Here is a 23,350-nt window from a genome sequence, read left to right as displayed (position 1 = left end):
CTTTTGTTCAGAGATGAAATACGTCAGGATAATTCTTACAAAATGATAATTCGGCAACTAAATCAGGGTTCAGGGCTAATGTTGGGATGCATGAGCAACAATCACTCGCGAACATTCGGTCGCATTCTCGCCGCCGCCTGCGCCATCGCCTTATCATTCGGCATGGCAGCGTGCGGGTCAGGCGACAACAGCAAATCCTCCAATTCTTCTGGCGATACACAGATGGCCGGAGTCAAGGCCACCGGAACGCTCGGCAAGAAGCCGAAGATCACGTTCCATACCCCGATGACCGTGGTCAACAATTCCTACGCCGTACTGCAAAAAGGCAACGGCCCGGCGATTCAGAAAGACAACCACGTATGCATACAGGGCATCGCGCTCAATGCCAAAGACGGCAGCGAGATGATCAGCACCTGGGAGAAGAACACGCCTGACTGCTCGATGGTGATGAACGAAGAGGGCATCAACAACAAGACGTATTATAATGTGCTCAAGAATCAGAAGATCAACTCAACGATCGCTTTCGGCGTCAACGACCACAACAAGTCGAGCACCTCATACATCATGGCGATTACCCTCGTTTCCCAGTCCAAGCCAATCACTCGCGCCGAGGGCGACAAGGTCACCGATGTACCGGCGAATCTGCCCAAGGTGACGCTCAACGAAAAGGGCGCTCCGTCCATCGACTTCAACGGATACAAGCCCGGCAACGATCTCGTCGTCCAGCCGCTGATCAAGGGCAAAGGCAAGAAGGTGGCCGAAACCGACACCATCGACGCCCAATACACCGGCTGGGTGATGGGAGCGGACGGCAAGCCCTCGCAGTTCGATTCCTCCTGGGACCGTGGCAAGCCCGCGCAATTCTCGTTGCAGCAGGTTGTCAAGGGTTGGACTCAAGGTTTGGCTGGACAGACGGTCGGTTCGCAGGTGCTGCTCGTCATTCCACCGTCTTTGGGCTATGGCAACGAGGCGAAGGACAAGATTCCCGCCAATTCGACGCTCTACTTCGTGGTCGATATCCTCTACGATTACGGCCAGATGCAGACCCAGCAGTGAGCTGCTCGCCGAAATCTGAGAATTAGCGAAGCAACAAAATTCCCGGACATTCGCCATTGCGTGATGTCCGGGAATTTTCGTATCGGCCACGACCGCGCACCGACTTCGGTTTGAGGTTTATAGACCAAACACAGGTTACAACCAACTTTTTAGTCTATAACCCCGATTTGGTTAATCAGAGAGACCGATAGATGACAACCATACTGCGTAAGCAGCACACCGAATGAAGAGACTGGCGAGTTTTATTTGGCACTGATTCTTATCTCGTTAGAACAGGCGTAGGCTGTCGTCGTCGGTGCCTTTCATGTCCTCGTAGTCGAGAATCAGACAGTCGAAGCCTCGCTCGGTCGCCAAGACGCGAGCCTGCGGGGTGATGGTCTGAGCAGCGAACATGCCGCGAACCGGTGCCAGCAGTGGATCTTTGTTCAAGAGCTTGACGTAACGGGTGAGCTGTTCGACGCCGTCGATGCCGCCGTGACGCTTGATCTCGATGGCGACGTGCTGGCCGTTGCCGTCGATGGCCATGATGTCGACCGGGCCGACGGGCGTCGGATATTCGCGACGCACCAGCTTCGCGCCCTTGCCGATGCGCTCGATCTGCGCGGCCAGATAATATTGAAGGTGGTCCTCGACGCCGTCCTTGACGAGCCCCGGGTCCTCCCCCAAATCGTAGGTTTCGTCGGAATAGACATGCTGCACCGTCACTTCAAGGACGTCGGTCGACTTCTGAGCGGCCACGCGGAATACCTTCTCCGGCAACGGCTCGGAATCTGTGTCGATGTCGGAAATCGCAAGCGCACTGCTATCTGTGTCTCCATCCGCATCCGAAACTGCGGCTGTGTCCGAAGAGCCGTCTGCAACGACGTTACCGTCCGATTCCGCCACAGCTTCGCTATCTTCTTCTCGTTTTTCCGGCACACTTGCATCACCGGCTTGCGCCTCACGCTGTGGCGTGACTTCCTTGATGGTGCAGGGCGCGGCCATCCAGTTGAGCGGCTTATAGGAACCTAGTTCCGAGAAAATCAGCAGGCTCTGGTCAGCTTTGATCATCAGCACGCGCTTGGCCATGGGCAACGAGGCGTTGAGCCTTCCGGAATAGACGGCAGAGCAGTCAGCAACAATAATTCGCACGTTGGCTACCTTACCCGAACCTCTGGGCGAACCCCCAAATCCGACTCATAAGATGTGTCGTGAAAGTACCTACATATGGGTAAAGCAATCAACTATCAAGAACATAGAAAGGCGGAGACACCGAATGCATCGATGTCTCCGCCTTATTGACGAAAGTCGCCAACGGACTGGCCGAGCTATTACTCGCCGGTCGCCGTCGGATCCTTCTTGGTGTCCACGCCGGTTTCCACGGCGACGGTCAACGAGTTGGAATCGAAGGAAGCAAATCCGTCGGTCACCTCGAAGCTGTGACGGTTACCGTCGACGTCAATGGCCGAAACCGTCCCCTTGTCGATCGCCGTAAGGATAGGCTCGTGGTCAGGCAGAAGGCCCATACCGCCCTCGCTCGCGGGGATGGAAACGGACTTCGCCTCTCCCCTCCAAAGCGGACGGTCGGAAGCAACGATATTCACCTTCATCGTTGAGCCAGCCATTACGCAAGTTCCTTCTGCATGTCGTGCCACTTGTGCTCAAGGTCATCGATACCACCGATGCCGTTGAACGCCTGCTCGGGCAGCTCGTCGTATTGGCCATCGCAGATGCGCTTGAACGCCTCGACGGTCTCGTCGGCAGGAACATAGGAGCCTTCCAAGCCGGTGAATTTCTTCGCGACGTAGAAGTTCTGGCCCAAGAACTGCTGGATCTTGCGGGCGCGGTTGACGGTTGTCTTGTCTTCCTCACCGAGCTCGTCGATGCCGATCAGGGCGATGATGTCCTGGAGTTCCTTGTTGCGCTGCAGAATCGCCTTGACTCGGTTCGCGGTGTCGTAGTGCTCCTGGCCCACGTAGCGCGGATCAAGAATTCGAGAGGTGGACGACAGCGGATCGACGGCCGGGTAGATGCCCTGGGAGGCGATGTCACGCGAAAGTTCGGTGGTCGCATCCAAGTGGGCAAAGGTCGTGGCCGGGGCCGGGTCGGTGTAATCGTCGGCGGGCACGTAAATGGCCTGCAACGAGGTAATCGAGTGGCCACGGGTCGAGGTGATGCGCTCCTGCAGGGAGCCCATCTCGTCGGCCAGGTTCGGCTGGTAGCCCACGGCGGACGGCATACGGCCAAGCAGCGTGGAGACCTCGGAACCCGCCTGCGTGAAGCGGAAGATGTTGTCGATGAAGAGCAACACGTCCTGATTCTCGACGTCGCGGAAGTACTCGGCCATCGTAAGCGCCGTCAGCGGCACGCGAAGACGCGTCCCCGGGGGCTCATCCATCTGACCGAAGACCAATGCGGTCTTCTCCAGAACGCCTGCATCACCCATCTCGCCGATCAGGTCGTTGCCCTCGCGGGTACGTTCGCCGACGCCGGCGAACACTGAGACGCCGCCGTGGTTCTGCGCCACGCGCTGGATCATCTCCTGAATCAGCACCGTCTTGCCGACGCCTGCGCCGCCGAAGAGGCCGATCTTGCCGCCCTCGACGTATGGGGTCAGCAAATCGATGACCTTGATGCCCGTCTCGAACATCTTGGTGCGGCTTTCGAGCTGGTCGAAGGCCGGTGGGTTGCGGTGGATGGACCACCGTTCCTTGATTGTGATTTGCTCATCGGGCTTCTTGTTCAGAATGTTGCCCGTAACATCGAACACATGTCCCTTGGTCACGTCGCCGACCGGCACCTCGATGGGGCCGCCCGTGTCGGTGACCGTGGCGCCACGCACGAGGCCATCAGTAGGCTTCAATGCGACGGCGCGCACCGTGGAATCGCCGATCTGCTGCTCGACCTCAAGGGTAATCTCCTTGACGGTCTCGCCTTCGGTGTCGCCCACGTTGCTGATCTTGACTTTCAGGGCATTGTAGATGTCGGGCAGGTGCCCCGCGGGGAACTCGGCATCAATCACCGAACCCTGGACACGTGTGATGCGTCCGGCATTCAGGTCTTTCGCCGAATCGGCGGAGGTCGCGCTGGACTGAGCCGTTGACTCGTTTTCTGCCATGTGCGTTCCTACTCTTCCTCTTTGTTCAGCGCATCTGCGCTGCTGATTATCTCAGTAAGTTCCTGGGTGATCGCCGCCTGGCGCGAAGCATTAAGCTGGCGCGTAAGCGAATCGATCAAGTTATTGGCGTTGTCGGTCGCGGTGTGCATGGCGTTCTGCCGGCTTGCCGTCTCGGAGGCGGCCGCTGTCAGCAGGCATTCATGGATACGGGACTGCACGTATTTCGGCAGAATCGCATCAAGCACCTTATCGACGCTCGGTTCGAAGGCGTAGAGCGGTGTGGTGTCACTGTCCTGCGCCGCAGGGGCCGCGTCCGCTCCGGTTTGGCCAGTTGTCGACTTCACGCCGGCATCGGCGTTGCCGCCTTGCTTGGCCCCCGCAGCACTTTCGGCCTTCCGGTCGTTGTTGCGCACGAGTTCGACAGGCAGCATCCGCAGCACGCGGACCTTCTGCACCACCATGTTCACAAATTCCGTGAAGATGATATACAGCTCGGAGACGCCGCCTTGGGCTGCCGGTTTCATGTAGTCATCCAACAGCCTGTCCGAAATTTCCCTGGCGATTTCCGCGCCCGGTTGGTCGCTGTTGCCTTCCCATGTCGCCGCGATCTCACGATTGCGGTAACGGTAATAGGAAACGCCGCGACGACCGAAGACGTAAAGCAAAGGCTCCTTGCCCGCCTTATCGAGGCGTCCAAGCAACGATTCCGTCTCACGGATAATCGACGAGGTATAGGCACCGGCCATACCGCGATCCGACGTCAAAGCCAGAACAGCAACCCGAGGGTTCTTTTCCGTGGACTTGACAATCGGATGATCGATATCGGTATGTGCGGCCAGTGCTTGGACGGCATCGAAAATCGCGTCGCTGTATGGCTTCGCATTCAGCGCCACGGTACGTGCCTTGGCGATATGCGAAGAAGCGATCATCTCCTGCGCGTTGAAGATCTTGCCCAACGACGTAGTGGAGGCGATACGTGATTTCAATCCGAGTTGCGAAGCCATGGGTTACTTATCCCCCGCCACAATCTTTTCCTGCTCGATCTTGGTCGGCGTGGTAACTGTAGATTTCTTGACAACCAACGGCTTGCCAGCCTTGGTGACGTAGTTCTCGCGGTATTTCTCCACGGCCTCGTCCAAAGCCTTCTCCGTCTCCTTGGTGAAGTTTTCGGTGTCACGAATCGTCTTCAGAATGTCGGTGTTGTGATCGAGATAGTCCAACAGGCCATGCTCGAACGGCAGCACGTCGACAATCTCCAGATCATCGAGCTTGCCATGGGTGCCGGCCCACACGGAGACGACCTCCTGCTCCATCGAATACGGAGAGAACTGAGGCTGCTTCAACAGCTCGGTCAAGCGGGCGCCACGCGTCAGCTGCGCCTTGGAAGCCGCATCCAGATCGGAGGCGAACATCGCGAAGGACTGCAGCGAACGATACTGTGCCAGCGAGATCTTCAAAGTGCCGGAAACCTTCTTCAACGCTTTGGTCTGGGCCGCGCCACCGACGCGAGAGACCGAGATGCCGACGTCCACTGCGGGGCGCTGGTTGGCATTGAACAGGTCGGACTGCAGGAAAATCTGACCGTCGGTGATGGAAATGACGTTCGTCGGGATGTAGGCGGACACGTCGTTCGCCTTCGTCTCCACAATCGGCAGACCGGTCATCGAACCGCCGCCAAGGTCATCGGAGAGCTTGGCGCAACGTTCGAGCAGACGGGAATGCAGATAGAAGACGTCTCCCGGGTAAGCCTCACGCCCCGGCGGGCGACGCAGCAGCAGGGAAATCGAGCGGTAGGCCTCGGCCTGCTTCGACAGATCGTCGAAGACGATGAGGACGTGCTTGCCGTGATACATCCAGTGCTGGCCGATGGCCGAGCCGGTGTAGGGGGCGATGTACTTGAAGCCTGCGGAATCGGAAGCCGGGCTGGCCACGATGGTCGTGTAATCCATCGCACCTGCCTCTTCAAGGCTCTGACGCACAGAGGCGATGGTGGAGCCCTTCTGGCCGACCGCAACATAGATGCAACGCACCTGCTTCTTGGGATCGCCACTCTCCCAGTTGCTCTTCTGGTTCAAAATCGCATCGATCGCGATGGCCGTCTTGCCTGTCTGGCGGTCGCCGATGATGAGCTGTCGCTGACCACGGCCGATCGGTGTCATCGCGTCAATGGCCTTCAGGCCCGTGGAAAGCGGTTCCACAACGGGCTGACGATGCATCACGTCCGGGGCCTGCGCCTCGAGAATTCTGCGGCCTTCGCTTTTGATTTCACCCAAGCCATCGATCGGTTTGCCCAGAGGGTCAACCGTACGCCCGAGATAGCCGTCGCCGACCGGCACGGAAAGCACCTCTCCGGTGCGCCGTACCTCCTGGCCTTCCTCAACACCTGCGAAGTCGCCGAGGATAACCACGCCGATTTCACGGGGATCAAGGTTGAAAGCCAGGCCGAGCGTGCCGTCTTCGAACGTCAGCAGCTCGTTGGCCATGCAACCAGGCAGTCCCGTTACATGTGCGATGCCATCGCCGGCCGTGGCGACATAGCCCACCTCTTGAGTGGGAGTGTCGCTGGGCTTGTACGAATCGACGAAATCGTCGAGAGCCTTTCGCACATTCGCAGGATCAATGGTAAGTTCTGCCATGATCACTCCTTATTGATTAATTTGTTGACTGATAAGTCTTAGTACCGGGTGCCGTTTTCAGGCACCTTGTTTGGCTGCGCTGTTCTGCTTACATTTCCGTGGTCACTTTGCGACGCAGTTGCGAAAGCTGGGCTGCCACGGTGTTGTCAGTGACGTCCGCTCCGATCTGCACGCGCATGCCACCCAGAACCGCGGGATCGACCGATGAATTGATATGCACCGGACGTCCAAGCTTAGTCGTGTAGATCTCGGTAAGCCGTTTGATCTGCGCCTTGTTCAATGGTGTAGCCGTGGTGACGGTGACCATGGACCTGCCCATATGACGGGTGAACTTAGCGATAAGCCACTCAAGCGTCTCGAGGAAGCGGCGATGACGAGGATTCGCCACCGCGTGCTCGGCCAATCTCATGGTCACCTTGTTGAGCTTCGAATCTCCGAAAACCGCATGCAGAAGGTCAAGGCGTGCCTTGGCCGGTGCAAAGTCGTCGGAAAGCTTCGAACGCAAGACCGACATCCTGAGCATTGCTGAATGGATCTCTGCCAGTTCGACAGAAACAAGAAGTGTGCTGTCGGTCGCATCAGCGTAATACATCATGGCGTCCACCGCGAAATCCTCGACGGCGTTGGCGATATCGCTGACCCGGCTCCAATTGCGTGAGACCAGATCGGTAAGAATCTCGACCGTCAGGGGATCAGCCTGTCCAGCAAGAATATTCTTGACCAACGCAACCTTGTCGGCAGTAGGCCGGGACGGATCGGTGAGCGAACGCTCCACCTGTACATCATGGTCAAGCAGATTGGTGACGACGAACAGTTCTTCACCGATGCGCCATGTCTCGGTTCCCCTGGCACTTAGTTTCGGAGCCAAAGAATCACGCGATATGCGATCGGCGTTCACTGACGCTTCTCCTCGCATTGTTCACCTCACCTTCTTTGAATAGATGCTGTCCATCAAATCCATGTATTGCGACATACTCCGACGATTGGCGGAACCTGTCACTTCTTATTGTCCGTTTTCTCGTCGAGATTGTCGATCATGTCATCAAGCATATTGCTCTGCACGTCGCTGTCCTGAAGCTTGGAGCCCAGGATCTTGCCGGCAAGAGCCGTGGCCAATGTACCGACTTCGCTCTTCAAGCTCACCATAGCCTGCTGTTGCTGCGAGGCTATCGAACGCTGGGCGTTCGCCGTGATCTGCTCCGCTTCCTTATCCGCGCGGGTATGGGCGTCGGAGATAATCTTCGTCGCCTCGTTGCGTGCGTCATCGGTGATCTTCGAAGCATCGACACGAGCATTGTTGAGCTGGTCCTCATATTTCTTCTTGGCCGCATCCGCATCGTTTTTGGCCTTCTTGGCCTTGTCGATGTTGCCTTCGATCTTTTCGGCGCGCTCGTCGAAAATCGCGTTGAATTTGGGCATGAAGAACTTGTAGAAGAACAATGCGACGATAACGAGAATAATCAGGGACCACACAATGTCGTAGACCTTGGGAATAAACAGATCAATGCCGCCGTCCGCAAGTGTCATCATGAAGTCCTCCTTTCACGTTTTTGTTGCTGTTTGTACTTTCTTGCCAAGTTATGAGACTACTTGATAAGCAGAGCCACGAAGCCGAGCAGGCCGAGGAGCTCGACCAGAGCCAGACCGATGAACATGATGGTCTGAATCTTGCCGCTCATCTCAGGCTGGCGGGCCGTGGATTCCATGGCCTTGCCGAACAGGATGCCGAGGCCGATGCCTGGGCCGATGGTGGCGAGACCGTAGCCGATGACGCTCAGGTTGCCGGCAACCTCTGCGAGGGTGATGATATCCATTTGTTTTCCTTTCTAACGGGATGGATTCACGTTAAAAACTTGAATTCTTTTTGTCACGTTTTGTTGTTGGACTATCGCGGGCCTCTCACTCGTCCGGATAGCTCAAGTTGATGTAGACCGTGGCCAGAATCGCGAAGACGTAAGCCTGCAGGAAGGCGATGAACGCCTCGAACAGGGTCATCACGAAACCGCCGACGAACCAGAGACCGCCCACCGGGATGCCGACGAACTTGTTGGCCGCCTCGATGAACCAGTACTGGGCGAAAGCCAGGCAGGTGGCGAGCACCAAGTGGCCTGAGATCATGTTGGCGAAAAGTCGAATAGTCAGCGAGGCCGGGCGGACGACCAGCAGCTCAAGCAGCTGAATCGGCGCGAGCAGAATGTAAATCGGCCACGGCACTCCAGGAGTGAAACATTCGTCGCGAATATAGTGCCACAGGCCCTTTTCGCGGATTGCCGCGATCCAATACTGGATAAGCACCCAAATGGCGAAGACCAACGGCATCGTCACCGTTGCCGTCGCGGCCATGTTTGCACCAGGAATGATGCCGAAAAGATTGAAGACGAAAATCGTAAAGAACAACGTCGAGATCATCGGCACATAACGCTTGCCACGCAACTCGCCCATCGTCTCGTAAACGACGTTGTTGCGCACAAACTCGATGCCGTACTCGATCAGCCCTTGCCAACGACCGGGAATCAGCTTGGCACGCGCCGCAGTGATGCCGAGCACCAAAAGCAGAACGACCATAGCGACGATGCGGATGAGAATGATGCGGTTGATAGCGAATGGCGTGCCCTGGAAAAGAATCTCCGGAGGCAGGAAGTCATTGACACCCGGCAAATCCGGACCGGACGACGACGCCAACAACATATTCGCGCCAACAGCTTCGATCATGTATCCTCCCTGATTTGTCTCAGGCTTACCAGTCTATTCCACACAGCGGAAATGGAAGTGTCGCTTTCCACATATCGATGCGAATTGCCAACAATCTCACTTCTTGGGTCTTCCGGCGACAAAAAATCATGACGGATTTGACATTCCCCACACGATTCTCGACTTCGAGCGACCGGTGACGATTGTACGTCGCTTTTTCTAAAAATGTAAATCACGTCACAATTATTGCAAATACTAGCATTTACAGATAATTATCAACATCAACAATCAATTTGATGTCGGAATATTTCAACTTTTGACGTTGTTGGGGATAAGCCCATATCCATCACTTTCGAGCGGTTTGAAACAATCATTGCGCGGGGCACCCGGCTCATGTCGAATGGAACGGTCCGTGCCCAATTTCTTCTCTGCGCGAAGTTTTGGAACCGCCCTCAAATCGTACGGCGTGGTTTCGTAGACCCAGTTGAGCCAGTTACGCCAGAGCAGATTCGCGTGGGCACGCCACGAGAAAAGCGGCTCCATCGTAGGGTCGTCGTGCGGGAAATAATTGGCTGGGAACGGCACGTTGGTAAGGCCTTTGGCCTTGTCTCGCTCATATTCGTCGCGCAAGGTGTATTTGCCGTATTCCCAATGACCGAGTACGAAAACCTCGGAAAAATCGCGCGCGGCGATGAGGCCGGAACCCGTCTGGGGGCCCCAAGTGAGCACCTGCAGATCTTTGTTTTTTGCGATGTCGTCCTCGTTCATACCGGCCACACGCGAATGCGGCTGCAGGGAAATCTCGTCGAAACCGTTGGTGATGAAGCAGTATTCGTCCTGCAGATATTGCGGGAACACGCCGAAAAGCTTCTCTTTGAAATCTACTTTGCGGATGCCGTAACGATAGTTGAGACCGGCCATCGCGCCCCAGCACAGGTACATCGTGGAGAAAACGTGGGTCTGCGCCCAATCGAGGATCTGAGTCAATTCGTTCCAATAATCGACCTCTGCGAAATCAAGCTGCTCCACTGGCGCACCCGTGACCACCAGGCCGTCGTAATAGTTACTTTTGAACGCGTCGAAGTTCTCGTAGAACTTGAGCAGGTGGTCGGCGCTGACGTGCGTGGACTCGTGGGTGGAGGTCTTCATGAAATCGATGTCGACCTGCAGCGGAGACTTGGAGATCAGACGCAACAGCTGCGTTTCCGTCTCGATTTTCTTGGGCATGAGATTCAAAATGACCAACTTCAGGGGGCGGATCTGCTGCTGCTCCGCTTCCGGTTTCTCGATGGCGAAGATTCGCTCGCTCTCGAGTATTTCACGCGCCGGCAGTCCGCTGGCAATCTTGATAGGCATGGTTCCATTATGGTCGCAAATCTCCCCTCATAGCAAAAAACGCGCCGGAAATTTGACATTTGTGTCATTACCCGTAACCTTGAATATTGCTGTCTTAAACAGCCGTCGCGGGGTGGAGCAGTTCGGTAGCTCGCTGGGCTCATAACCCAGAGGTCTCAGGTTCAAATCCTGACCCCGCTACCAAAAGCCCGGAATCTTAACGATTCCGGGTTTCATTATTTTTCGATAACGCCAAGGTACGCTTAAAACTGCGCTATAACCCAGCAACGAAAGCTGAAGAAAAAAGCATATCTGAGTCTAAGCACTCCAATTCGAATGTTTGACTCAACCGCTGCTTCGCAGTTTTCAGCAAAACCCTAAAATCCTTAAAATAAACCTTTGATCTTATGCATCAATATCGTACGGATTTATCGAAACAGGTTTAGGCGGCATGTTGTAATTGGGATCACTTGGGTTAACCATTCGTACCCGGACCAGAAAAGTGGCATAACCGGAGTATTGGAAGCAACTTTGAATTCTTCCGTCCATTTGTTCATAGCCCAAAAGCGCACCCTCATTGGTGCACATCGAGTCTGAAAGCGGAAAACCGTCCGTCGTAAAATCACGAACATTGTTGTAGTAACGACCAGTTCCGGGAATGAGACCTACTATGAACGGGGAATCAGAATGAAGATGAGCTTCGTCCCAAAAGCTCATTGGCTTCCCTACTGCGCCGGAAGCATCTTCCCCACAATTATCGGCACTGATTGTTCCCTGTACCATCGCATCTGTGTTCACTCCTGTGGGAATCGCGGCATAGAAGCGGACATTACGTGCAACAAGCTGAAGGCTCTCCGCAGCTGTGTTATGAATAAGCGCCCTGACCATATAGACGTGGTCGTCAATCGCCTCTACGGAATTTGAAAAACGACTTGCCCCGTCAGCCGGACTCCCGTTTGCAGGCTCTCCGCTCATTGGTCTTCCGGTAGCAGTCGGCCCGCTATTTGGCAGTCCGGTCGCATCTCTGATGACAACGAAGGCTCGCTCGTCGCCGAACTGAGGGTCATCGGTAATCGTGTCAAAAGTAATCGAACGCGCCGGGTTCGCCATCGTATGGGTTTCGCGGTCTGGACCCCACAAGCAAATCCCGTCATGCAGTTTGCGTCTCACTGATTTGATGTGCTCTTTGAACCCGCCAAATATCAAATTATCGCCCGGCAAACCAACCGGCTGCCCTAGTACCATTCCCATTCCCGCTGCCATTATGGGTTCGCCCCCATCTTTTCAAATCTGTATTCTGCCGCTTGCTTCGAGAAAGCGAAGAAAATCGAACTTTGATTCTCAATTGGATTCTCTACAAGAAATTATATGGAATATAACAGAAATCGACAGTATTTTCCCTTTTATTGATTCTTAATACATTCCAGCCAATCTGAATAACAAAGCGAGAAAGTTACCATCCAGTTCGGCGAACAAGCCAAAGGAATATTCGTTGCGTTCAGATTGCATAGATCAAGATTATTTTTATTGGGTTATGAAGCAAAGATGCGCAGCACAAGAATAGCCGGACCGAGGAATGAAAAATCCATCGATCCGGCTATTGACAGTATTTACGCGCTATATGGAAATGAAAAGCCTCCTTTTACTTATTGGTTTTCGGTGTTGTCAGGTCGTAGATCGTCACGCCGTCGACGGTCTGGGACTTGAAGTTGGCTTTGACCCAGGTGGCGATCTGGCTGGAAGCGTTGGAACCGCCCATCTGGTTGCCGCCCATGCCGCCACCCATTTCGCCGCCACCGATGTAATAGTGGATCCTGCCCTCCTTCACGTAACGCTTGAACTGCGCAAGCGTGGGGCTCGGGTCGGAGCCGTTGAAACCACCGATCGGCATGACCGGCTTCTGTGTGGCCAGCTGGTAGCCGGACGCGCTCTGCGAACCTGTGGCCGCGGCGATCCATGTGTATTGGTCGGCATCTTTCATCAGGAGCTTTTTAAGCTTGGTACCGACCGAACTCGCGCCATCACCGCCAAGCAGGCCGCCTGCGCCACCGTGGCCGTTACGCGTGCCGCGTTGACCTCGTCCCGACTGTCTTCCACCACCGAAACCGGTTTGACCGCTTCCGTTATTATTGCCGCTTCCGTTATTGCCACCGCTTCCACCGCTTTGACCATTCGTGTTCGGAACTCCGCCGGTGGTGTTGGAATTGCCAGAGCCTTGGGTGCTGTTGCCGCTGCTTCCCGAATCCGGCTTTCCAGACATTCCAGACGTTCCATCGAAATTATTCGATCCATTACGGCTGTTCATGAATCGATTTCTCGATCTGCCGGAACCGCCGCCAGGGACACTATTGGGTCCAGCGCCTTGAGCGGATTGACCTTGCGTGGTGCCGGGAGAGGAAGAACCGTCAAAATCGTTTGAACCATTGACGTTGCCTTGATTATTCTGACCATTCTGGCTATTCTGGCCGGACGCACCGGCGCCAAAACCACCTTGGTCTTGCTGACCACGATTTCCTGAACTGCTCTGGCCTTGGCCCCGCTGACCTTGCTGGCCTCCGCCGGGCATACCGCCTCCGGGACCACCTTGGCCGCCGAAACCGCCACGGCCTCCGTGACCACCGCCGGGGCCTCCCATCGAGCCTGAAACCTCCGGACCAGCAGTGACTATCGAACCGTGATGGCCGGTGGCGACGGTATAACCTGTCCACGCGGTGGGGCCGGCGTAGAGAGTGACCACTGCCAAAACGATGCCGACCAGTCCGATCTTGTTGACCACTTTGCCACCGTTGCCGGAACGCAAGGCGTGCAGTGAACGAATCGGTAGCAGAGCGATGGCCGAAACCAGCAACGCAAGCGTCGCCACAATGCCCACAATCAGCACCGCCGGGCGCAACCATGGCAGCCACGAGGAACGCGACAGCAATTGCGCGGCCCACAACGTACTGACGAGCACCAAAATCGTCGCGAGCAGACGCGACCACAAGGCATCACGCCGTTCCCAAAGATTTTGCGCAGCCACAGCGACCATCACGGCAACCGCTGGAGCGAGTGCGACAGTGTAATACTGGTGGAAGATGCCGCCCATGAAACTGAAGGTCAACCAGGTGACGGCCAGCCAGCCGCCCCACACCATCACACCGGCACGACGCATATCGGTGCGACGGACACGAATCGAGACGGCAAGACCAATGAGAATGCCGGCAAATGCGATAGGGGCAAGCCAGGAAATCTGGGTGCCATAGACACCATCGAAAAGACGCGTGATACCGGTCGTACCCCACATACCGCCACCTTGGCCGTGGCTGCCGTGACCTTGACCACCACCGACGCCAGGAACACCGCCAGGTCCGCCGGCCATACCACCGGTCATGGCGGTGTAGGCGTTGCCCAGCGTTTCGGAAATCTTGCTGCCTGCAGAGGAACCGGCACCGGCATGAGTACCTGCGTGACCGCCTCCCCCTCCCGGGACGACGGAACCCGTTTCGTTGCCGGTCAAGCGGCCGAAACCGTTGTAGCCGAAAGTGAGTTCGAGGAAGGAATTGTTCTGCGAGCCGCCGATATACGGCCGGGATCCCGCGGGGACGATGACGGTGAGCAAAACCCACCAACCGGCGCTGACCACCATCGCCGCAAGCGCGACGAAACTGTCGACCAAACGCCGCCAGAATTTGGTGGGCGAGGCAATCAAGATCGCGAGCGCAAAGCCCGGCAGCACAAGGAATACCTGCATCTGCTTGGTGAGGAAACCGAGGCCGATGCATACGCCGGCGAGCGCCAGCCACAGGGTTCGTTTGCGGTTGTCTCTGCGGTCGGGGTCGTATTCCAGCGCACGCAACACCGAGGCCGAAGCGGCAACCATCAGTAAGACCAGCAACGCATCAGGATTATCGAAACGGAACATCAACGCGGCCACCGGTGTCAAAGCAAGGGTAGAACCGGCAATGATGCCGGCCCAATTGCCCCAATACCGCCGTACCGAGGCGTATAGCAGCCAGACGCTCAACACACCGCACAACGCTTCGGGAAGCAACAAGGCGAACGAGTTCAGACCGAACGCCTTGATGGAAAGTGCCATGAGCCATAATGCAGCTGGCGGCTTGTCGACCGTGATGGAATTCGCGGCGTCCGACGAACCCCACAGGAACGCTTCCCAATTCACCGAACCCGCTTGTGCGGCGGCCGCATAAAACTCGTTGGCGAAACCGTTGGCCGTGAGGTTGACGAACATGATCGCCACTGTGGCCACCATCATGATGCCGAAGGCGAGCCAATCGAACCACTTTCGTTTGCGCGCGATGAGGTGACGAACCGTGTGTACCGGGTCGGCGGAGACGAAACGGCCTCCGGGAATGCCGGTAAAAGCCGACTTGATGCGGCCAAATTGACTTGGTGTTTCGTTCATGGATTTGTCCTTTGTATATACGGCTAAATGGATGAGACTGCGAGCGTGTGCCGCATCCGTTTGATGCCCGCAAGGTCTTTGCGAACGGTGTCTGGGATGTCGACCGTCGTGCCGGCGTCCTCGACCCAGCGCACAGGGAATATATAGGTAGGTAGACCGTAGGTCTGGGCAAGCGTCAAGAGCTCGGTGTCGAAAAACCACTCGTTGTCTTGTATTTTCGGCAGCAAGAACCTGGCGGCGTTGGCGCTTATCGCTTTGAAACCGCATTGTGCGTCTTGAAAGGTGACACCCAACGTCGTACGCAGCAAAACGTTGTAACTGCGAGAAATGAACTCTCGCTTGGACGAACGGGTGACGTGCGACTCGTCGAGTAGCCTGCAGCCGCTTGCCACTTCGGCTTCGCCGCTCAAAATCGAGTTGACCAGCACGTCGGTCAGGCGGATATCGGTGGAGAGGTCGACGTCCATATACGCCCGGACTTTTGCGCGCGATTCGCCCCACGCCAGTTTCAGCGCACGCCCGCGGCCTTTCGCCGGAATGCGAACCGCACGAATGAATTTCGGATATCGACGGGCCAGATTGACCGCAATCGGCCAGGTATCGTCAGTGCTTGCGTTGTCGGCGATAACGATGTTCCAGCTGTATAGCGGGAAATAGGACGGCTGGGACTGCGCTAAAAACTGACTGTTGCGCGATGAGGCGAGGAACCGCATCAAAGCGAGGACGGAATCGGCGAGCTGCTCGCGTTCGTTATAGACGGGGATGACGATGTCGGCATCCACATAAGCCGGCCTCCCCACCCGCTCAGCGACGGAAAAGCGTTGGGCGGAATCGGGCAAGCTGGGCTCGAACCGACTGAAAGCATCGAAAGGATTGGAACTGTGTTGTGCCGTTTGCGGCTGCTGTTGCTTTGTCATAATGACAGTACACACGACGATTTTGGATATACGCTCGGGCAATCGTGTGACAGAACCCGAAACTTGTAACCAATACCGTGGAAGTTTACTGAGCATTATCTGAATGCGATGAATCCGGTGATTCCCCTTCAAAGCAAGGCCGCCGAAACCGACATAAAAGATGGCCCCGGCGGGAACCGAGACCATCATAAAATCGAATAATTTACTTCTTTTTATTAAGGGCAAACATGCGTCAGACTTTCCGCAACGTCGTGTCTGCAATGGTCGACAATGTGTCTGCGTCACCTAGGGTAGAACTTCCTGAGCTGGACGAAGTATCCGTTTGTGATGAACTTGTTCCACTGGAACCATGAGCGGAGGAATCCGACGCACCGCTACGTGACTTTCCGGATGACTTTCCACTGCCGCTGTTCTGAGAATCGGGCCCGCCGAACATATCCGAACCGCCTAAGGACCCCGTTCCGTCGGATTGGCTCGAATCATCTGACGAGCCGGACCCATCGGATTGACCGGAATTTCCGGACAAACCAGACCCATCCTGACCTGATTGGCCAGAACCATCGGATTCACCCCTGGCACCGGGCATCTGACCCATGCCTTGACGGCCCATTCCTGAAGGCATCTGACGTTCTATTTGCTGGGTTTGCGAAGATACCACCGATTTCGCTGTTGCGAATCCGCCGATCGCGCCACCGGCCAAGCCACACACCAAAGCTATGCCGATAATCGCACCCCACATCTTGCCGGAATGCTCCTTCGGCTTCTGACCAAGGCGTGCCAACGGGTTGTCGGCTGCAAAACTTCCGGCACCACTAGGCACACCATTTGCCGCGAAGCTTGCGCCGCCGACCGGTTGACCATTGGGACCGTAACCATTGCCACCCATTGGCCGACCATTCGCAGCGAAACTGCCGGCAGCGCTTGGATTACCGTTTGCGGCAAAACTCGGACCGCCCACCGGTTGGCCATTGCCGGCAAAATCCTCGCCACCCGATGGCTGACCATTTGGGCGGAAAGCATCGCCATTCATCGACGGATATGGCGTGTACCCGGCAGCGGCTGCAGTCTGCGTACCAGCATTCCCACCGGCGTTGGCATCCACACGGCTGTCCGCATGCATGTCCATCGTGGCGTCAGTGGCGGTTTTGACTGGGCTTTCGCTATTCACATTGCTTTCGCCATTTACGTTCTCGTTCTTCGTTGCGTTGACATTCGTGCTGTTGTCGTTCGTGTTCTTGTCCATAATGATGCTCCTGTTCGTATTCCTGTGCGTCTGAACGGTATCGTCAGACGAACCGGTAATCGTCTATCGATGAAACGGATACCTGCATCCCACCAATTGCAAGTGCCCATCTCGTCTCGACCGGAACGTAGTAAACGAATGGCCGTTTACCCGCTTTCCTTGTCGAATGGTTATATTGAACAAGGTCATCATGGGCAGGCGCTGTAGCGAAGCCCAAGGAATCCCGCTACTTTCGGAAGATATTCTTGAACGTAAGCTGAATGGTCGCTGAATCCGGCAGTTCCGTCAGACCGGCCGCCCGGGGCTTCCGAACTTGCGAAAACCCCGGAAACAAAAGGCGGCAGCCCTTCAAATCACCGGTGACGAGGGTGGTATCGGTCGCACTTGAATACCTCCAGCAGAATCGCGCCAAAGAGGAATGCACCTGCCACAAGCAGCAACAAGGTGATGGATGCGCCACTGACGACCAGAGGAACAGGAGTGGAAGCGGGAGCGGGCACGGGCTGATCAGCCTGATGCACGCCGTTCCAATCGTCAAGATTGGAGGCTACCGGTTGCATCACGCTCATGGTTCGTCCCTCGATATCGACAGTCTTCGTTTGCGCCCTATCTTCTGAGCCCGGAAGTCCGGTACCAGCGTCATCGGGCATTTGCCCGGGAATAAATCCGGGTGAAACGGCACCGCCGGGATCCAGGTTGCCACTAGCGTCTTGGCTATTCCCGTCAACCGGCGACGTGGAGCCTTCACCGCCTTGATTGGCATCACCATTGTTTTGTGACGCGCCCGCCCAGGGATTCGTATCCACGCTCTGATAATCGACAAGCGGGATTCCGGTGACTTTCGCCCGGTCCATATGTCTTGCCGTGACGTCTTTCAACGTGCCGACCACATCGACATGCTCTCCCGGCTTCAGCACAAGACTCGGCCATCCAGCAGGATATTTGAAACCGGTCACCGCTCCATCACCTGCAAGAGTGGTATCACTGATTTTCAAGTCACTGGCCTTGAACAGTGCACCATGCCCGCCTTCGTTATCGCTGGTGTTGGTGATGGTGAAGACGATTTCGGTATCTCCTTCGATGTTCAACGGGTCATTCGGATCGTCACGGTCTCCCCTAGACCAACCGCTCGGCTTGTCCCACTTTTCGATATGCAGTGAAGGAACCAGGTCCGGTGTGCGGGTCCACACCACGTTCGACTCGTTCACCTGAGTGTTAAGGGTCTCAACAAACTTGTTCTCATGACGCTCGGTCGGTTTCATTCGCCTGACTTGGATATAGGTACGCCAACCTTGCTCGTGCGAAGTGTCATGGGAAACGAGTTGACGATAGGCTTCGGTTGCGGTGACGGTGATTCGCACATGATCGGCTTGCCCCGAGGCACCGGATTGCGAATCACGAAGCGAGACTCCGCCGTCATCGGCCACAAGGGTGAACAGATCGCTGCCGAATTTGCCGATGGAATCGAATCCGTTGCCGGCAATCCTCTCACCTTTACGGGCCACTATGCTGCCGTCCTTACCGCGCAAATCCCGCGTAGCGTATACGGCCCATTGACCGGTGTACTGGTCATAGTCGGGATTGAGGTCGTCGACGATATTCCATTCGTCAACTCTCGGATACGCACGGTTTGCCGGTAGAACGGAACTGTCCAGCTGGTAGAGGAACGCACTGTCCTTATAGATATTGGAACCATCGACGGATTCGCCGCCAACCCGGACAACCACATCTTTTTCGGGACTGAGCGGCTTGAGCGGGTTGCTTACTTCGTTGGTCTCCTTATGTATCGTGTTTTCAATCTGGATGGCCTTGTTCCTCACGACATAGCCATCGCTGACCTTCTGCACAATATATGGCATCACGATGTGATAATGCTGACCAAGCAATGATTGGTCGATCGCCGGGTCGGAAAGCGGGTCATGCTTGTCTTCAAAAGCGTACGTTTGGAGATCTTCGGGCTGAGGCTCGCCTTTCAACGTCGTCCCTGTTGCAGCTACAAACGTATCGACCCGTTTGGCGAAGACATAAAGCACACCGTCGTGAATGCCGATATTGAATCTTGCGGTATAGTCCTGGCCATCATCGCCCGTCACGGCAATGTCGGTAGGGTCGACCTTGAGATATTCTTCGTCAAAGTCGTCGACAATACCGAGTTTCCAGACTTTGTAGGCTTGCCCTGTCTGTGTGGCGTCCAGGTCGATGACATAGTTGCCGCTGTCGCCAAGAAGAAGCGTCCTTCCGTCGATGGAGACAGTAGGATCACCCTGCTTTGAACTCTGGAAATCATGCTTGGCGGGGTTCAGGGCCGGAGGAACGTTGAACACCTCATTGCTTGGGGTCACGGAATTGTTCAAGGTAAGCATCCACTGGTTGCCGACCTTATGGTCCGCAGGCGCATCAGCAGACACAGTTCCCTCGAATCGCAGCTGCAAACGAGGCGTACCTCCTGACTGCCACCGGGAAATGATGGCCGTATCGGTTATATACACCATGACCTCGTGAGCCGTGTCGTTCCATTTGGTCACATATTTCGACTTGGGAACCATGTGTCCGCTGTTAAGATCCATGAGCTCAAGCGTCTGCTTGTCTGGCTTGAGATACCGGTCGTAACAATCGGTGAGCGCAACGGTCTTCACCGCATAGGCCAAGGAAGAAGGCAAGCGCAATTGGGTATCCAAATCGTATTCGACTTTCTGGCCGGGATAGACCACCTTGCCGTCCACGGAGCCCTGATCACCGCCTTGCGAGGCCTCGCTGACCACGTCCTTTTTCACCGATGGGACGTAACCGTAAATCTTCGGCAGGTTGGTGTCTTTGGACTGCCTGTTGACGAGTATCGAACCGGCATTGAGCAAATCAGCCCCACCGGGATCCGTGCCGAAAACAAGTTCGTCGCCGGGGTTTTTATGGAAGTCCTCGCGCACTTTTGCGGCACCCTTGCCGTTGGCGTAGTTCGCCACGAAAGGCACCAACATCGTAATCTGGACCGGACCGGAGTGACGCGAGAACGCAGCAAGCCAGCCCGGCTTGGCGGTGGCCGTAACCTTCGTGCCCTGTTTCGATATGTTGAAGTCCTGGCTGATATCGGAACCGGCTACATCGTTGATCGCATCGACGCTTGATTCTCTGCTCGAGCTGGCGGGTGCCATATAAACGCGCACCTTGGAGAGCGCCTGCGGATCGACCAGGTAGTCGGCCTTCGCGTAATCATCGGTCAACGAAAGTTGGTTGACGCCATACTCCAACATGCTCGGATCACTTATCGGAAGATTGATCACGGCACCCAACTGGTCGCCGTCAAGGAACGTGAGGTTGTCGGCACCGGTCGCGTTGCTCCTGTTCGGATCGACGACCAACTTCCACTTGCCGTCGCCGTCGAGCCGTACCCAGCTTTTGTCCGGATTCGGGCTCCACACATGCACCTGCGGCATATTCGTGGCGACCGTTTTCCCGTTCCACTGCTCGCTGCCCTTGTTGACGATGGTTGCGGTCGTGTGCGCGTCCAGGTCTTTGAGCATCGTTCCGCTCAATACCATCTTCACCTTGCGATCCTTGGCTTGTTTGCCACTGCCATTGAGAATCGTCGTCTTTGCACTGGCAGTGGTCACATGGCCACTGGTCTCAACATCAAAGTCGCCGCTGCGATCCACCCCATCGACATAAACCTTGACCTGCTCGTTCGGGAAGTCAGCGTATCGGGTGGCTTGCGACCAATCGTCGACAATGGCATATTGGCTCAAATCCCTGGCCAGATTCTTGGGCAAAGTTCCGTTGACAACGACCACCGCATCATCTCCGGTCACATAGGTCTTGTTGTCGGCGGCCACATCGTCGGTATGCCTCCTGTCGGCGGTATTAAAGGCTTCCTGAGTGTCCTTGACCCATACTTTGTCGGGATTCGGACTGCGTACGAACACCGGCGGCGTGTTCGTCCCGGCATCCTGGCCATTCCATTGCTCTCCCCCGGAATTGGTCATCGACACCGCATCGGTGGCTGTCATTCCCGACTTGAAACTGCCATCAAGCACGAGTTTGACCGCCCGGTCATTGACTTGATGGGCGCTTCCTGTAAGCATCGACTGACGCGCGACGGCCGTTGTCTTGAAACCGGTTGTGGTGATGTCGAAATCGGAGCTGCGATCGATGCCGTCGACATATACTCTGGCGTTTTCGTTGGGGAAATCGAGATAGCGTGAGGCATCCGACCAGTCATCGGTCAACGAATATTGCGAAAGGTCTTCTACCAAACCCTTCGGCAACGTGCCGTTGACCACGCTGGAGACCCGGTCACCCGGCACAAAGGTTCTGGCGTCGGAACCGGCTTGATTCGTATGATTCGGATCGGAGGTGGCGAGCGCTTCGTTGGGGTCGGTGGTCCAAGCCTTGTCGGGATTCGGGTTCCGGGTCGGGAACCGGTAATAAGGGCTGTCCACAAAAGACCTCCGGTTCCAAGCCACTGAAGCCTTGTCTCCTATCATATTGGTATCCGGATCATGCACCGTCACCTTGAAGGTAAAACGGAAAACATGGTCAAGAGGCAACTCACCAGAACTCTTGGAACGGTCGGCCGTCACCGTGTTCGCCGTTTTGTCCCAGTTCATCGTAAATTGACCTGACACATCCGCATTGGCGCTTGTATCGGTGACTTTCATATCCGAAACGTCATAATCGATGCCGTTGGACGAAATCACATCCTTGAAATGCATCTCATACCCACCGCGGCCAGTGTTCGACTCAATCGTGGTCATATTGGCCATACCGTTTGCGCTCGTGCCTTTCTGCACGCTCTTTGTCGGCGCTGCGGGAGTCAATGAAGAAACGCTCCATTGCTCAGAAGCGTCGGCCGAGCCCTGATGCGAAACGGCTGCATTCATCTTGCCTTGTTTGCCGACATTCACATCGAACCAGTACTGCCCCTCCTGCCAATGGGTCATGCCCAAATCAGAGGGCGAGAACGATGGTGACAAAGAATCACCGTCATTGTGGATTGCACCGGTTTTCGTTGATTCTTTTGCTGATACATACCCGTCGGGCTGACCCCCATAGTGCAAAGTCACAGCCGCATTCACATCTTCTGCGATAGGTGATCCATTGCGGCTGGCATGGATGAGATCATGAACACCATTCGTGGCGCCCACCGCGACGCCAGCAGGCATTTGCTGGCTGGTTGTCAACCCAAGATCGTAGTTTCGTGGCGGCTGCTGGTTGTTGACGGCCAGGCACACCACTTGTATGCCGGACGGTGTCGAAGCGGCCTGGGCGTTGATGCCGGCCTCGAACATGGATTTGCCCCGCTCAAGCCATCCGGAGTCCCATCCAACCAAACTTCCGGAAGGATTCGCAGCGTTCCAGTCATTGTGGAACCTTCGCATGAAATCCGTACCGTTGGTTCCCCACAAGTTGATTTTCTTGCCACCTGCAATAGAAGGCGTGGCGGATACCGTCATCATTATGCCAACTACTCGCGCCTGAGTTGCGGGGCCGTCAGTTGGATCCGCAATGGCGTTACTGACTGCGTTTCGACAAACCGGCTGAACCCTGCCATCAAAACTAGCGCCCACAGGGGTTCCGGGATTCGACACCGCAAACTGGCCATGAATCTGACTCAAGGCATAAGTGATGGAATCTTCGCCCCAACCCTGCGCCGGAGCACTAGCATAATTGCTATTATCCTGTAGCCAAAGGGCATCACTGTTGGGGCCAACGCTACCTCCCCCACTGACGCCACCGCCTCCGATGCCCATGCCGGCATTGGCCACCCCGGGAGCAAGCATCGCTAAGGCCGCCAACACGGCCAATCCCCCGGTCATCAGATGCCGCACATTTTCGGATTTCCACCAGCTACGTCTTTTCATCTTTCTCCTCCATTCGTTAGGATGGAGGAAGAGCACTCGCAAGAGTTCTCTTCCAATTATTGGAGTCGCGTTCTCTGCCAGAATCCGCCAAGATGAAGAGCAGAGAACACGACAAAAA

16 protein-coding genes and 1 tRNA gene are annotated in these 23,350 nt (G+C 55.8%); 2 read left to right on the top strand and 15 right to left on the bottom strand.

All coding sequences use genetic code 11. The features are described from left to right. Positions 1–90: 90 nt before the first annotated feature. Positions 91–1,056, top strand: a complete 966-nt coding sequence (locus tag OZX67_RS01625; protein WP_277143557.1) for an FKBP-type peptidyl-prolyl cis-trans isomerase — start codon at positions 91–93, stop codon at positions 1,054–1,056. A 267-nt stretch (positions 1,057–1,323) separates the two neighbouring features. On the opposite strand, the gene nucS is transcribed toward OZX67_RS01625, so the two are convergent. From nucS to metA, 10 genes are all read right to left on the bottom strand, one after another. Further along, a complete protein-coding gene (gene nucS, locus OZX67_RS01620; protein WP_277143555.1) occupies positions 1,324–2,187 on the bottom strand; it encodes an endonuclease NucS in 864 nt (287 codons plus the stop codon). 179 nt (positions 2,188–2,366) lie between these two features. Next, positions 2,367–2,660 carry a F0F1 ATP synthase subunit epsilon gene (locus tag OZX67_RS01615; RefSeq protein WP_277143553.1) on the bottom strand — a complete coding sequence of 98 codons (294 nt, stop codon included), beginning with the start codon at positions 2,658–2,660 and terminating at the stop codon, positions 2,367–2,369. Beyond that, positions 2,660–4,153, bottom strand: a complete 1,494-nt coding sequence (atpD, locus tag OZX67_RS01610; protein ID WP_277143550.1) for a F0F1 ATP synthase subunit beta — start codon at positions 4,151–4,153, stop codon at positions 2,660–2,662. Before atpD ends, OZX67_RS01615 begins: the two co-directional genes overlap by 1 nt. An 8-nt stretch (positions 4,154–4,161) precedes the next feature. Next, complete coding sequence (locus OZX67_RS01605) at positions 4,162–5,157, bottom strand: F0F1 ATP synthase subunit gamma (RefSeq protein WP_277143548.1); 996 nt, start codon at positions 5,155–5,157, stop codon at positions 4,162–4,164. A 3-nt stretch (positions 5,158–5,160) separates the two neighbouring features. Next, a complete protein-coding gene (gene atpA, locus OZX67_RS01600) occupies positions 5,161–6,789 on the bottom strand; it encodes a F0F1 ATP synthase subunit alpha (RefSeq protein ID WP_277143546.1) in 1,629 nt (542 codons plus the stop codon). Positions 6,790–6,877: 88 nt separating this feature from the next. Continuing rightward, positions 6,878–7,705: a F0F1 ATP synthase subunit delta gene (locus OZX67_RS01595; RefSeq protein ID WP_277143545.1), complete on the bottom strand. Its 828-nt coding sequence runs from the start codon at positions 7,703–7,705 to the stop codon at positions 6,878–6,880. A gap of 80 nt (positions 7,706–7,785) precedes the next feature. Then, entirely contained in the window at positions 7,786–8,316 is a 531-nt protein-coding gene (locus OZX67_RS01590; protein WP_277144821.1) for a F0F1 ATP synthase subunit B, read from the bottom strand. Positions 8,317–8,375: 59 nt separating this feature from the next. Next, entirely contained in the window at positions 8,376–8,603 is a 228-nt protein-coding gene (gene atpE, locus OZX67_RS01585; RefSeq protein ID WP_277143542.1) for an ATP synthase F0 subunit C, read from the bottom strand. Between the two features lie 85 nt (positions 8,604–8,688). Then, complete coding sequence (atpB, locus tag OZX67_RS01580) at positions 8,689–9,501, bottom strand: F0F1 ATP synthase subunit A (RefSeq protein WP_277143540.1); 813 nt, start codon at positions 9,499–9,501, stop codon at positions 8,689–8,691. 288 nt (positions 9,502–9,789) lie between these two features. Next, entirely contained in the window at positions 9,790–10,836 is a 1,047-nt protein-coding gene (gene metA / locus OZX67_RS01575; protein WP_277143538.1) for a homoserine O-succinyltransferase, read from the bottom strand. Between the two features lie 106 nt (positions 10,837–10,942). Between metA and OZX67_RS01570 the strand changes: the two genes are divergently transcribed. Further along, positions 10,943–11,019 (top strand) — tRNA-Met (locus OZX67_RS01570). A 201-nt stretch (positions 11,020–11,220) separates the two neighbouring features. On the opposite strand, the gene OZX67_RS01565 is transcribed toward OZX67_RS01570, so the two are convergent. The 5 genes from OZX67_RS01565 to OZX67_RS01545 all read right to left on the bottom strand — a co-directional run bounded on the left by OZX67_RS01565 (position 11,221) and on the right by OZX67_RS01545 (position 23,232). Further along, positions 11,221–12,078 (bottom strand): hypothetical protein, encoded by an 858-nt coding sequence (locus OZX67_RS01565; protein ID WP_277143536.1) that lies wholly within the window; start codon positions 12,076–12,078, stop codon positions 11,221–11,223. A 379-nt stretch (positions 12,079–12,457) separates the two neighbouring features. Beyond that, complete coding sequence (locus OZX67_RS01560; protein ID WP_277143534.1) at positions 12,458–15,217, bottom strand: glycosyltransferase family 39 protein; 2,760 nt, start codon at positions 15,215–15,217, stop codon at positions 12,458–12,460. A gap of 23 nt (positions 15,218–15,240) precedes the next feature. Beyond that, positions 15,241–16,134 (bottom strand): glycosyltransferase, encoded by an 894-nt coding sequence (locus OZX67_RS01555; protein WP_277143532.1) that lies wholly within the window; start codon positions 16,132–16,134, stop codon positions 15,241–15,243. Between the two features lie 232 nt (positions 16,135–16,366). Further along, on the bottom strand, positions 16,367–17,377 hold the full coding sequence (locus tag OZX67_RS01550; RefSeq protein WP_277143530.1) for a hypothetical protein: 1,011 nt from the start codon (positions 17,375–17,377) through the stop codon (positions 16,367–16,369). A gap of 353 nt (positions 17,378–17,730) precedes the next feature. Then, positions 17,731–23,232 (bottom strand): LPXTG cell wall anchor domain-containing protein, encoded by a 5,502-nt coding sequence (locus OZX67_RS01545; protein ID WP_277143528.1) that lies wholly within the window; start codon positions 23,230–23,232, stop codon positions 17,731–17,733. Positions 23,233–23,350: the final 118 nt, after the last annotated feature.

Source organism: Bifidobacterium sp. ESL0728 (assembly GCF_029392015.1).
Lineage (GTDB): Bacteria > Actinomycetota > Actinomycetes > Actinomycetales > Bifidobacteriaceae > Bifidobacterium.
Note: the sequence above shows the minus strand (reverse complement) of the source record. Positions and strands in the feature narration are given on the sequence as shown.